Here is a 12,614-nt window from a genome sequence, read left to right as displayed (position 1 = left end):
TACTTGTTGTTTTTTAATTTACCAATCTTTTTCCAGTCGGTTACCCTTGATAACCTGCTGTTGCTTCTTTACTTTGTCTTGCACATCCTTCTCATCCTGCATGACAGAGTTCAGCAACTGCTCGGCATTTTCTTTGGACATCTGGTTGTCCTGCTTCTGTTGCTGGGGAGGTTCCTGCTGCTGGTTATTGTTCTGGTTCTGTTGCTGATTTTGTTTTTGGTCCTGCTTTTCCTCCTGTTTCTGTTGGTTTTGCTGGTTCTGGTCTTGATTTTGTTGGTTTTGCTGTTGGTCTTTCAGCAATTTCTGTGCCAAGGCCAGGTTATAGCGGGTTTCGTCGTCTTTCGGATTGTTTCTCAACGATTGCTTGTAGGCTTCAACAGCCTTCGCATAATCCTTCTGCGACTGGAAGATGACCCCCATATTGTGATAAATCTGTGCCAGATTGGGTTTGCTTTTCTCCACCTTGGCAGCTCCGGCATACTGTTCCATGGCTTCTTTCAGCTTGTTCTGCTGCATCAACGTGTTGGCCAGATTGTACATGGATACGGTCGATTTCGGATTGACCTCCAATGCCTTCCGGTAGTTGACCTCCGCATCTACATATACGCTGTCGTTGTAGAGGCGGTTTCCTTTTCGTATCAGGTCGCGCTCTGCCTTCTGGGCCTGGGCAGCAGTTGCTACAGCCAGCAGGCAAACAATTCCGATATATTTATGATATGACATACTCATTGCTCCTTATTCTTGTTCGAAAATAAATGGATGTTCTTGAACCGCGGATTCTTGCGTTCCAGAATCAGCATTTCGGCCAAAAGCAGAATCAGGATAATCCACGCCACAGCCTGAAACTGTTCGTTGAATTCCGTATAGACTTTGGTTTCCACATCAGCCTTGGCCATTTTGTCTATTTCACGGCTGATGGCTTTCTGGGCATTGTTGCTATTGTCTACCCGTACGTAAATGCCGTTGCCGTTCTTGGCTATTTCCTGACACATCTGCTCGTTCAGACGGGTTACGATGACGTTACCTTCCCGATCGCGACGGTAATCGTTGCTTCCTTCCACCGGAATGGGAGCGCCGTCGGGAAGTCCCACACCCAGTACGTTGACCTGAATGCCTTTGTCCGCAGCCTCCTTGGCAGCTTCTACAGCTCCTCCTTCGTGGTTTTCACCGTCAGTTATCACAATGACGGTACGCCCCACCCCTTCCTGTGGAGTAAAGCTCCGGGTGGCCAGATTGAGGGCAGCACCGATGGCCGTACCTTGTTTGGATATCAGTGACGGTTCTATGGTTTCCAGGAACATCTTGGCCGAAATGTAGTCGCTCGTGATAGGCAGCTGGGTAAAGGCATCGCCCGCAAAGACAATCATACCCACCTTGTCGTTCTGCATCTTGTCCACCAGTCTGGATACCAATCGTTTGGCTTTTTCCAAACGGCTGGGCTGAACATCCTGTGCCAACATGGAGTTCGAAATATCCAGTGCAATCATAACTTCCACTCCCTGTCTTTTCACCGTTTCCAGCTTGGATCCGAACTGGGGCCGGGCCAGCAATACGGCGAACAAGCCGATAGCCACCCATACAATCCAGAATTTTATGTCGGGACGATACTTGGATACATCCGGCATTAACTGGGCCATCAGTTCCGGATCGCCGAACTTACGGATGGCCTTGCGTCTCCTATAGTTCGAGTACAGGTAGAAAGCTGCCAACACAGGCAACAGCAGCAACAGGTACAAATATGCAGGTTCTTCAAATCGAAACATATCTTTTTCTCTTTATCTACGTTTTCTTTTTATCACTTTACGGGGGCGTCCACACGTTCCATTATGGAATCTTTTTCAAAATGGTGTTGCGCAGAAGCACCTCCAACAAGACACACAGGAAGGCAGCCAATGCAAACCAGCGGTATTCTTCCTCACGCTTGCTGAACTCCTTCACGTTCAGTTTCGTCTTTTCCAGTTTGTCAATTTCCTCATAGACTTCCTTTAACTTAGAGTTACTGGTGGCCCGGAAATAATTTCCGTCCGTGGTACCGGCAATCTGCGTCAAGGTCTTTTCATCAATTTCTACGGGAATATTGACGTACTGCACCGTTCCACCTACCGGATAAGGATAAGGTGCCGTTCCGTTGGTTCCCACTCCGATGGTATAGACACGGATGCCGAAACTTTTGGCTATCTCGGCTGCCGTCAGCGGAGAGATGTCTCCACGGTTATTCGTACCGTCGGTCAGCAGGATGATGACTTTCGACTTGGCTTTGCTGTCCTTCAGGCGGGTTACGGCATTGGCAATACCCATACCCACGGCTGTACCGTCTTCAATCACTCCGCACTTGATGTCCTTGATCAGATTCAGCAGTACGGCATGATCTACCGTCAACGGGCATTGGGTGAAACTTTCACCTGCAAACAGGGTGATGCCGATATTGTCGTTGGGACGTCCGTTGATAAACTGGGCTGCCACATCCTTGGCCGCCTCCAGACGGTTGGGCTTCAAATCCTCGGCCAGCATACTGGTCGATACGTCGATGGCCATCATGATGTCTATACCTTCTATCTCACTGTTTTGCCAGCTGTCCGTGGTCTGAGGGCGTGCCAGTACCAGAATAATCAGAATCAGACTGGCCACCCGAAGCACAAACGGAGCATGCAGCAAATAATTCTTATAACTTTTGGGCGTATGTGCATATACACGGGCATCAGAAACTTGAAGAGTCGCTTCATTATTTCTGCGTTTCAGTATATACCATACAATATAAGGTATAAGCAGCAGCAGTAAAAATAAATATTCAATATTAGCGAAAACCATGGTTTCTACGTTTTAAGCAAAGTAATTATACAACTCCTTACAAATATAGACCAAAGCCCAGACAAACAAGCCCGCCATGACTACGGCACCGGCACCCAACAGCAGTTTGGTCTGCAGTGAGCGTTTCTCCACAATGGTGATTTCAGTCGGTTGCGGTTTGGCGTTTTCGTCCTCCTTTTCTTTGGTTTCATTGATGAAGTCAATGGCATTGAGCAAGTTGGCGTCGTTCTCGTTCATCAGCGGGTTATGCTTGGCAAATTTTACCAGGTCGGCCGTCTGGAACAACTCCCGCAAGTCGGCCAATGCCTCCTTGTCATTCGTTTCCAGCAGCTTGTCTATGATTTCAGTAGAAGTCATCTCAAGGGCATTGAAGCCGAAACGTTCCTTGATATAGGTACGAAGAGCATCTGTCAACTCTGTATAATATTCCTTCGGCTGTCCTTTCTGCCATACCTTCTCCTGCTTGATGCGTTCGATTTCCTTTATGGCTACCTGATGGGGCGGCAGTTTGGGCTCTACCTTCACTTTGCGGATAATCGGTTTGTTGTCACGGATGCGCTTGACCAGATAAATGGCTGTCAGCAGGAACGGTGCCAGTAACAGCACGCAGGCGATGAACAGATACCAGTCTTCCCATGCAAAAGGAGCCTTCATAATGGTTTTGGGACCGAAGAACTGGTCGGGATGCAGTGTGTCGACCGGAACTGAATATACCTTGAGAGCCAATGTTTTCGAACGATAGGTCTGGTTGTCCACCATCACTTCCATGGGAGGCAGATAGTAGAGGGCGGAGTCAAAAGACGTCACCGTATATTCTTGTGTAATCAATGCACGTTTTCCGTCATTCAGTAACTGTGTGTCGGGCTTGGCAATATCCACAATTTCCACTCCCGTCACCAGCGTATCCCTGAAGGCTGGAAATATAGCCCTTTTGTTGGCATCGAGCGACACTTCCAGTTTGACTTTCGCTTGCTCGCCGATCAGTATTTGAAGGGAGTCGATGCTTGCGTCCACTGTTACAGACTGCGCATGCCCTTTTCCGACCAATGCCAAGGCCAAGGCTATAGAAAGCAAATATCTTTTCATTGTTCTATTCTTAATTAAGTAAACATCCATTTGTACACGCCCGGAGCGTCAGCTTCTTTGGGCGAACAGTGACATCAGAGCCTTTACATAATCCTGGTCGGTCCGTACTGACACGTTGTCTACGTTGCTTTTGGTGAACGTTTCGCTCAGTTCATTCTGCCTCTTCACCCACCATTCATGGTGTGCTTGGCGCACAGCTCTTGATGAAGTGTCTATCCACTGTTCATGACCCGTCTCGGCATCCTTTATCTTCATCAGTCCAATGGCCGGAAGCTCTTCCACGCGGCGGTCGTATACCTGGATAGCCACCACGTCATGCTTTCGGTTGGCAATAGTCAGGGCATTCTTGAAGCTTTCCTGATCAATGAAGTCCGAGAGGACGAACGCCGTACAACGCCGTTTCATGACGTTGGTCAGGTATTCCAGTCCCAGCCGGATATTGGTACGCCGGCTTTCTGCATGGAAGTCAATCAGTTCACGGATGATGTACAGGATATGCTTGCGTCCTTTCTTGGGCGGAATGAACTTCTCAATCCGGTCAGAGAAAAAGATGACACCGATTTTATCGTTGTTCTGTATGGCCGAGAATGCCAGTGTAGCAGCTATTTCCGTCACCATATCCTTCTTCATCTGTTTCACCGTACCGAATTCCAAACTGCCGGAAACGTCTACCAGCAACATGACCGTCAGTTCGCGTTCCTCTTCAAAGACCTTCACATAGGGCTTATTGAAGCGGGCAGTCACGTTCCAGTCGATGTCGCGTACGTCGTCGCCAAACTGATATTCGCGTACCTCAGAGAAAGCCATACCCCTACCCTTGAAGGCAGAATGATACTGGCCTGCAAAGATGTTGCTGGACAATCCGCGCGTCTTGATTTCAATCTGACGGACTTTCTTCAATAGTTCTGTAGTTTCCATTTGCAAGTCTCAAAGATAATGAATCCATGAAGATGTACACACCTTTTACAGGACACATCTTCATGTTTGAAATAATCAGGAAAGCCCTTTACCCTGTCGGTTGCAGGGCCTTCTCATATTCTTGTCTGAACCTGTTGCAAAGCCGGATGCATCAGGGTACTTCTACCTTGTTCAGGATCTTGCTGACGATTTCGTCCGAAGTCAGGTTGCTGGCTTCAGCCTCATAGGTCAGGCCGATACGGTGACGCAGTACATCGTGGGCCACAGCACGCACGTCTTCGGGAATGACGTAACCGCGACGTTTGATAAAGGCATAGCTGCGGGCTGCCAGTGCCAGATTGATGGATGCACGGGGTGAGCCGCCGAATCCGATCATGTCCTTCAGTTCCTTCAAGTCATATTTTTCCGGATAACGAGTCGCAAATACGATATCAACAATGTATTTCTCGATCTTTTCATCTAGATAGACCTGGCGAACCACCTTTCTGGCCTCAATGATTTCTTCCGCCTTCAGAATCGGACGTACCTGATTTCTGTCTCCATTGATATTCTGGCGGATAATCAGTTTTTCTTCTTCCTGTTTCGGATAGTCGATGATGACCTTCAGCATGAAACGGTCCACCTGGGCTTCGGGCAGCGGATAGGTTCCTTCCTGTTCGATGGGGTTCTGGGTTGCCATTACCAGGAACGGTTGCGGCAGTTGGAAAGTCTCGTTACCAATAGTCACCTGGCGTTCCTGCATGGCTTCCAGCAAGGCGCTCTGTACCTTGGCCGGAGCACGGTTGATTTCATCCGCCAGTACGAAGTTGGCGAATACCGGACCTTTCTTCACCTGGAAGCTTTCGTCTTTCTGGCTGTATACCATGGTACCGATGACATCGGCCGGCAGCAAGTCCGGAGTAAACTGAATACGGCTGTACTGCGCATCAATCAGCGATGCAAGGGTTTTGATTGCCAATGTCTTTGCCAATCCCGGCACACCTTCCAGCAGCACATGACCGTCGGAAAGCAGACCGATCAACAAGGATTCTACCAAATGTTTCTGACCGACGATGACTTGGTCCATGCCTGTCGTAAGGTTGGTGATGAAAGCACTTTGTCTTTCAATCCGCTCGTTCAGTTCGCGGATATCAATAGTTTCAGCCATAAAATCTGTATTTTTAAAGTTTAAATTTCTGTTTTTTGTACCGACATTCAGTCAGTTTGTCTATTTGCTCCCAAAAGTACGGCAATAAATTAACCATACCAACTAATTTTTATTAAAAAAGAAGTCCAAACCTTTAGTTTAAACTAAATTCAGACAGTTTAGGATACCTCAAAAAAAGAAGCAGTAAGATTCTTACCGCTTCTTCACCAGTTTGGGTATCCGGATGGTCGTACCACTGGGTACGTTGTTCGGATTCTTCAATATCTTGGCATTGTGTTTCACCAGATATGGCCACAAGGCCTTTGTACCATAGAATTTGAGCGAAACCCGGGTGAGGGTTTCTCCTTCCTGAATGGTATATTCCGTTTGGGTGCCTTCTATTTCGTAGTTCACCGAGTCCGGTACGAAAGGCTGTCCCTTCTTGGCATTATTTTTTTCTGTCACTTGTCCGTTTGCTGCAGGACGTCTTTCTTTTTTCGGCTGGACGGGAGTCCTTTCCGCTTGTTCCTTGCTTGCAGTAACCTCAGTCGAGTTTACCGTATCAGTCTTCACAGGCGCTATCGTATCAGTTGCGATACGAGGAGGCGTAACGGATATCCCCTCTTCGACTGCTGGCTCGTTATGTTGCCCATCAGCCTCTTGCATGTCTGGCAGATAGAGATAGCCTACTACCCCGCCACATGCCATCAGGATGAAGACCACTATTCCTGCCAGCCATTTGGATGCTTTTCCCGAAGTACGGTTGTCGTTCGGTGTAGTCTCTGCATCAACTGCAGGTTCAGTTTCTGGCTTTGGTTCCGGTTCCGGATGAGAAGTCACGGGTATCTCCTCCGTTTTGGGAGCAACTGCCTCCTTAGGCTCTTCCGCAGGCGTTTCGGGTTCTTGTTTCTCCACATTTTCCGGTTCAGCAGGACGATTCTCTGCAGGTTCCTCACCGCAAAGCTGTTCGTCTTTCTGGCATTCGTCCACCGTCTGTTCTTCTTCAGCAGGCACTGCGACCGTTTCCGGTTGCTGCACTTCCTGGGAAGACGTCATGCCCGTTTCTGCTTCTCCATCAAAATCATCTTCATTGTCCTTTTCCACCGGTGTGTCGTCAAACTGTACATTCTCGTTCAGAACCACTGTTTCAAAGTGGGCGAACGGCCGGTTGATGATTTCTTTCAGTGTTGTGTCCGGGGTGAACGATATTTTGTTATGTCCTTGTATTTCAATTCTTTCTCCTGTATTGACGTCGATACTTTCCCGACTGTCCACCTCGATAAGCTTGAAAGTACCCAGCCCCTTCACCTTGACATACTTGTCCTGTTCCAGCCCCTCTTCAATCAGGGTGAAAAATGCCTTGACAAAGTCTCCCGCATGTTCGGGCTCCATGCCATGCTTTTCGACAAGCAGGTCGGTCAGGTTCTGTATGTTTATTTTTTCATTCATTCTACTGAGGGCGTTGCTTGAACTTTCCTTTGAGTAAGACACTGGGTTTGTACGTCAACACCAATTTGGGAGGCACCAGCATACGTTGTTTGCTTGTCGGATTCACGGAGATGCGTTCGGATTTCTTTTTCACTTCAAACGTTCCGAAGCCCTGTATGGCTACGGCGTTTCCCTCCTCCAGTTGCCGGGTCATGACCGATAGCAGCGAAGATACCAGTTCTGAAGTGTCTTTCAGGGTATACCCCAGTCTTTTGGACAGTTCTGACGTAAATTCTTTATTGTTCACAGGTCGTTGTTCCTTTTTGATGTTAGCGGACGCTATATTAACAATTTTTCTTCACATGGGCAATATCTTGCCTGAAAAAAGTCAGACAAGACGCCCAAAAAGGTCGAAATCATCGGAATCGACGATTTCCACGTCATAAAATTGGCCGATTGTCAGATTTGCTCCCTGCTTTTCGATCAGCACTTCCGGATCCACTTCCGGTGAGTCAAATTCCGTCCGTCCCACGTAGTAATCACCTTCCAGTCGGTCGATGATGACTTTCATCCGCTGCCCTATCTTGGCTGCGCTCAGTTCGGCAGAGATGCCACGCTGAATTTCCATCAGTTCGTCCAGACGTGCCTGTTTCACTTCCGGTGGAATGTTGTCTTCATAATGGGCGGCAGCATACGTGCCCTCCTCTTCCGAGTAGGCAAAAGCTCCCATACGGTCGAAGCGCACCTGGCGGACAAATTCCTTCAGTTCCTCGAAATCGGCTTCTGTCTCTCCCGGATGCCCCACCATCAGTGTGGTGCGCAGGTGGATGCCCGGCACCTCCCTGCGAAAGTCCTCTATCAGTTGATAGGTCTGTTCCTTGGTGACGTTTCTGCGCATTTTCAGCAGCATGTTGTCACTGATGTGCTGCAAGGCGATATCCATATATCGGCACACGTTGGGACGTTCACGCATCACGCGAAACAGCTCCGTCGGGAAATGAGCCGGATAAGCGTAATGCAGCCTGATCCATTCCACACCCGGAATGTCGGCAATCCGTTCAATCAGTTCGGGCAGCATCTGTTTCTGATACAGATCCACGCCGTAATAAGTCAGTTCCTGTGCGATGACCTGGAACTCCTTCACCCCCCGGCCCACCAGATACTTCACTTCCTCCAGGATTTCCTCCATGGGGCGCGAAATGTGTCTGCCGGTAATGATGGGGATGGCGCAATACGAACACTTGCGGTCGCATCCTTCCGATATCTTCAGATAGGCATAATGTCTCGGCGTGGTCAGCACCCGTTCATTGTGCAGTTCCTCGTGATAGGCTTTGCCCAGGTCGTCCAGCAGTTCTTTCCAGTTGAACTTACCGTAAAACTTGTCCACTTGCGGAATCTCGATGGCCAGCTCCTTCAGGTAGCGTTCCGAGAGGCATCCCATGACATACAGCTTCTCGAGCATTCCCTCCTCCTTGGCCTGCGCGAATTCCAGAATCATGTTGATGGATTCTTCCTTGGCATCGCCGATGAAACCGCAGGTATTGATGACAGCTATTTCGCCATGTGGGTGTTCAGCGTCGTGGGTCACGTGGTAGCCGGCTTCTTCCAGTTGTCTCAACAGATGTTCTGAGTCCACCAGGTTCTTGGAGCAACCCAGTGTGATGATGTCTATTGTCTTTTTCTTCATTGATTGTCTCCGAACAATGATTCAACAAACTCCTTTTTGCGGAACATCTGCAAGTCTTCCATTCCTTCACCCAGTCCGATGTACTTGACGGGAATCTTGAACTGGTCCGAGATGCCGATGACGACGCCTCCCTTGGCCGTTCCGTCCAGTTTGGTCACGGCCATGGCGGTCACCTCCGTTGCCAGGGTAAACTGCTTGGCCTGTTCGAAGGCATTCTGTCCGGTCGATCCGTCCAGTACGAGCAACACCTCGTTGGGAGCGTCGGGTACCACTTTCTTCATCACGTTCTTTATCTTGGTCAGCTCGTTCATCAGTCCCACCTTGTTGTGCAGACGTCCGGCCGTGTCTATGATGACGACATCAGCCTGGTTGGCTACCGCCGAACTCAGCGTATCAAAAGCGACAGAAGCCGGGTCGGCCCCCATCTTTTGTTTGACGACAGGCACTCCTACCCGTTCACCCCATATCATCAGCTGTTCCACGGCAGCGGCACGGAAGGTGTCGGCGGCACCCAACACCACCGATTTCCCGGCCTTCTTGAACTGGTAGGCCAGTTTACCGATGGTGGTAGTTTTTCCCACTCCGTTCACACCCACCACCATGATGACATACGGTTTCTTGGTGATGGGAGCTTCAAAGTCGTCCACGTCACTGGTATTGTTCTCAGCCAGCAGGCTGGCAATTTCGTCACGCAGAATGTGGTTCAGTTCCTGCGCATTCATGTATTTCTCGGTCGCAGCTCTTTTTTCGATGCGTTCAATGATTTTCAGCGTAGTGTCTACGCCGACATCCGATGTGATGAGCACCTCCTCCAGATTATCCAGCACTTCGTCGTCCACTTTCGATTTACCGGCGATGGCACGGGCTATCTTGCCGAACACGCTCTCTTTGGTTTTGGACAACCCCTTGTCCAACGTCTCTTTTTTCTCTTTTGAAAAAAAACTAAAAAATCCCATAATCGTCTCTATAATGCATTATGCTACAAAGATAGTGAAAGGTGAGTGGAGAGGCAAACGAAAAACAAAGTTTTTCAGTTTGACTGTCCCGAACCGCATCCTTCATAAACAAAAAATCCTCCCATCGGTATGAAACCGACAAGAGGATTTGGGTATGAATGATGATTGTTAAAATCTTATTTCTTGAAAAAGTCTTGTACCTTTTCGTTCGGAACCATCTGTTCATCGAAGATGTAAGCGCCGGTCTTCGGAGACTTTACCATCTTGATAACCTTTGTATATGCACGACCCTCTTTTGAGCCCTCGTGCAAACTTGCTACTGTTTTCTTTGCCATGGGTTATGCGTATTATTTAATTTCTTTGTGTACTGTCACTCTCTTCAGGATCGGATTGTACTTCTTCAGCTCCAATCTTTCGGTAGTGTTCTTTCTGTTCTTTGTAGTGATGTAACGAGAAGTTCCCGGCAGACCACTGTCTTTCTGCTCTGTGCATTCCAGAATCACCTGTACTCTGTTTCCTTTCGTTTTCTTTGCCATATTCTAAGTCTCCTCTAGTTTTTAACCAATTACTTTAATGGTTTTCCAATCACAATAACCCTTAGCTACGGCTTCGTTCAGGGCAGCGTCCAGGCCTTTCTTGTTGATGATGCGCAGACCGGCGGCACACAGGCTCAGGCTGATCCAGCAGTCTTGTTCTACATAGTAGAATTTCTTTGTAAACAAGTTCAAGTCAAAGGTTCTTTTTGTTCTTCTCTTTGAATGTGAAACATTGTTGCCAATCATGGCTTTTTTTCCGGTAATTTGACAAATCTTCGACATTTCTATCTTCTTTTTATAGTTTTTATCTATGCCTATTTCAAACAGAGCGCAAAGTAAGCACTTTTATCGTTAACTACCAAGCTTTTCGGAGAATAATTCGTTGTGAAATAACAATTTTTCCTTATTTCACAAGTTCTACGAGTAAATCCAGCGCATTTTGAACTGCATTCTGCACGTTTTTCTCCCGTCCATTGTCACCAGTCTGCATGGTGGTGATCATTTCAGTTTTATAGGCAACGGCTATCCAGATGGTCCCCACCGGCTTTTCCGGCGTCCCTCCTCCGGGCCCGGCAATGCCCGAGGTGGCGATGGCACAATCGGTTTTCAGCGTTTTCATCGCTCCTGCCGCCATTTCCATCACCGTCTCCCGGCTCACGGCGCCATGCTTTTCCAGCGTATCGGCCGCTACCCCCAGCAGATTCATCTTCACTTCGTTCGAGTAGGCCACGATGCTCCCCTTGAAGTATTCCGAGCATCCGGCCACCGAAGTAATGGCGGCGGCTACCCGCCCTCCCGTACAGCTTTCTGCGGTGGAAAGGGTCAAATTCTTCGCTTGGAGCAGTTTGCCCAATTCTTCTTCCGTCTTCATGTCACGTTCGTTTTATTGAAGGGTTACACGCGAATAGGCTGGTGCCTCCATCGGGCAGAAGTCCTTGTCCTGATACTTGAAGTAGCCCGTAATGGCAATCATGGCCGCATTGTCGGTGGTATAGCTGAATTTGGGGATAAATATCTTCCATCCGTATCTTTGAGCATGTTCCCTGAAGGCGTTCCGCAGCCCGTTGTTGGCCGATACACCGCCTGCCACAGCCACCTCTTTTATATTATATTGTTTGGCGGCTTTTCTCAGCTTGTCCATCAGGATGTCCACAATCGTCGCCTCCAGCGAAGCGGCCAGGTCCGTCTTGTGATGTTCGATGAAATCGGGATCCTCCTTCACCCATTCGCGCAGGGAGTACAGGAACGAAGTCTTCAGTCCGCTGAAGCTGTAGTCCAGCCCCGGGATATGCGGCTTGCTGAAGCTGAAAGTCTTCGGGTTTCCCTGACGTGCCAGCTTGTCGATAATCGGTCCTCCCGGATACCCCAGCCCCATCACCTTCGAGCATTTGTCGATGGCTTCGCCGGCTGCGTCGTCGATGGTTTGTCCCAGGATTTCCATGTCATTGTAGGCCTTCACCAGAATGATTTGGGAATTTCCGCCCGACACCAGCAGGCAGAGGAAAGGGAAAGTCGGCTGATCGCTCTCTTCACCTTCCACTTTAATAAAGTGGGCTAACACATGCCCTGTCAGGTGGTTGACGTCAATCATCGGTATGCCAAGCGAACGGGAAAACCCCTTGGCGAAGGAAACACCTACCAGCAGCGAGCCCATCAGTCCCGGTCCCCGGGTAAAGGCTACGGCGCTCAGTTCCTCCTTGGTCACTCCAGCCCGTTTCAGTGCCTCGTGTACCACGGGCACGATGTTCTGTTGATGGGCGCGTGAGGCCAGTTCGGGCACCACGCCTCCGTATGCTTCGTGCACCGCCTGGCTGGCCACGACGTTCGACAGCAGGTAACCGTCCTTGATGACGGCTGCCGATGTGTCGTCGCACGAGCTTTCTATTCCCAGTATAATTGTACTCATAAGTGTTTATTTACGTTTAAGCACTGCAAAAGTAGTGATAAAAGTAGTATGGATAATGTATTATTTCATATTTTTGTTGGCTGAATATAAAAATTAACGGCCTATCAGAAGACTGAAGCAGACAATACGTTGGGTGGTTGGTATCCTCATCAGCTTCTATATC

15 protein-coding genes are annotated in these 12,614 nt (G+C 48.8%); all 15 read right to left on the bottom strand.

The genetic code is table 11. From position 1 onward, the window contains the following. Positions 1-18: 18 nt before the first annotated feature. The 15 genes from BQ7483_RS03445 to tsaD all read right to left on the bottom strand — a co-directional run bounded on the left by BQ7483_RS03445 (position 19) and on the right by tsaD (position 12,451). A complete protein-coding gene (locus tag BQ7483_RS03445; protein WP_072544813.1) occupies positions 19-729 on the bottom strand; it encodes a tetratricopeptide repeat protein in 711 nt (236 codons plus the stop codon). Then, the gene (locus tag BQ7483_RS03440) at positions 726-1,763 is read right to left on the bottom strand and encodes a vWA domain-containing protein (protein ID WP_072544812.1); all 1,038 of its coding nucleotides are present in this window, start codon (positions 1,761-1,763) and stop codon (positions 726-728) included. Before BQ7483_RS03440 ends, BQ7483_RS03445 begins: the two co-directional genes overlap by 4 nt. A 61-nt stretch (positions 1,764-1,824) precedes the next feature. Continuing rightward, positions 1,825-2,808, bottom strand: a complete 984-nt coding sequence (locus BQ7483_RS03435; protein WP_072544811.1) for a vWA domain-containing protein — start codon at positions 2,806-2,808, stop codon at positions 1,825-1,827. 12 nt (positions 2,809-2,820) lie between these two features. Beyond that, entirely contained in the window at positions 2,821-3,894 is a 1,074-nt protein-coding gene (locus BQ7483_RS03430; protein WP_072544810.1) for a BatD family protein, read from the bottom strand. Between the two features lie 48 nt (positions 3,895-3,942). Continuing rightward, positions 3,943-4,812, bottom strand: coding sequence for a DUF58 domain-containing protein (locus BQ7483_RS03425; RefSeq protein ID WP_022019882.1), 870 nt, complete (start codon positions 4,810-4,812; stop codon positions 3,943-3,945). Positions 4,813-4,963: 151 nt separating this feature from the next. Then, positions 4,964-5,959, bottom strand: a complete 996-nt coding sequence (locus BQ7483_RS03420) for an AAA family ATPase (RefSeq protein WP_072544809.1) — start codon at positions 5,957-5,959, stop codon at positions 4,964-4,966. A 192-nt stretch (positions 5,960-6,151) separates the two neighbouring features. Then, positions 6,152-7,387 carry an HU family DNA-binding protein gene (locus BQ7483_RS03415; RefSeq protein ID WP_022019880.1) on the bottom strand — a complete coding sequence of 412 codons (1,236 nt, stop codon included), beginning with the start codon at positions 7,385-7,387 and terminating at the stop codon, positions 6,152-6,154. A 1-nt stretch (position 7,388) separates the two neighbouring features. Further along, positions 7,389-7,673, bottom strand: coding sequence for an HU family DNA-binding protein (locus BQ7483_RS03410; RefSeq protein ID WP_022019879.1), 285 nt, complete (start codon positions 7,671-7,673; stop codon positions 7,389-7,391). Between the two features lie 81 nt (positions 7,674-7,754). Next, positions 7,755-9,053: a 30S ribosomal protein S12 methylthiotransferase RimO gene (rimO, locus tag BQ7483_RS03405; RefSeq protein WP_072544808.1), complete on the bottom strand. Its 1,299-nt coding sequence runs from the start codon at positions 9,051-9,053 to the stop codon at positions 7,755-7,757. Next, a complete protein-coding gene (gene ftsY, locus BQ7483_RS03400; protein WP_072544807.1) occupies positions 9,050-10,009 on the bottom strand; it encodes a signal recognition particle-docking protein FtsY in 960 nt (319 codons plus the stop codon). Before ftsY ends, rimO begins: the two co-directional genes overlap by 4 nt. A 176-nt stretch (positions 10,010-10,185) precedes the next feature. Beyond that, positions 10,186-10,344 (bottom strand): DUF4295 domain-containing protein, encoded by a 159-nt coding sequence (locus tag BQ7483_RS03395; protein WP_005777897.1) that lies wholly within the window; start codon positions 10,342-10,344, stop codon positions 10,186-10,188. Positions 10,345-10,356: 12 nt separating this feature from the next. Next, entirely contained in the window at positions 10,357-10,545 is a 189-nt protein-coding gene (gene rpmG / locus BQ7483_RS03390; RefSeq protein ID WP_022019876.1) for a 50S ribosomal protein L33, read from the bottom strand. A gap of 21 nt (positions 10,546-10,566) precedes the next feature. Further along, positions 10,567-10,827 carry a 50S ribosomal protein L28 gene (rpmB, locus tag BQ7483_RS03385; RefSeq protein ID WP_022019875.1) on the bottom strand — a complete coding sequence of 87 codons (261 nt, stop codon included), beginning with the start codon at positions 10,825-10,827 and terminating at the stop codon, positions 10,567-10,569. A gap of 121 nt (positions 10,828-10,948) precedes the next feature. Continuing rightward, positions 10,949-11,416, bottom strand: a complete 468-nt coding sequence (locus BQ7483_RS03380; RefSeq protein ID WP_072544806.1) for a CinA family protein — start codon at positions 11,414-11,416, stop codon at positions 10,949-10,951. Positions 11,417-11,428: 12 nt separating this feature from the next. After that, entirely contained in the window at positions 11,429-12,451 is a 1,023-nt protein-coding gene (gene tsaD, locus BQ7483_RS03375) for a tRNA (adenosine(37)-N6)-threonylcarbamoyltransferase complex transferase subunit TsaD (protein WP_072544805.1), read from the bottom strand. Between the last annotated feature and the right edge of the window lie 163 nt (positions 12,452-12,614).

The sequence above is a fragment of the Mediterranea massiliensis genome, assembly GCF_900128475.1.
Classification (GTDB): Bacteria; Bacteroidota; Bacteroidia; order Bacteroidales; family Bacteroidaceae; genus Bacteroides; species Bacteroides massiliensis_E.
This window is presented reverse-complemented; position numbering and strand designations above follow the sequence as displayed.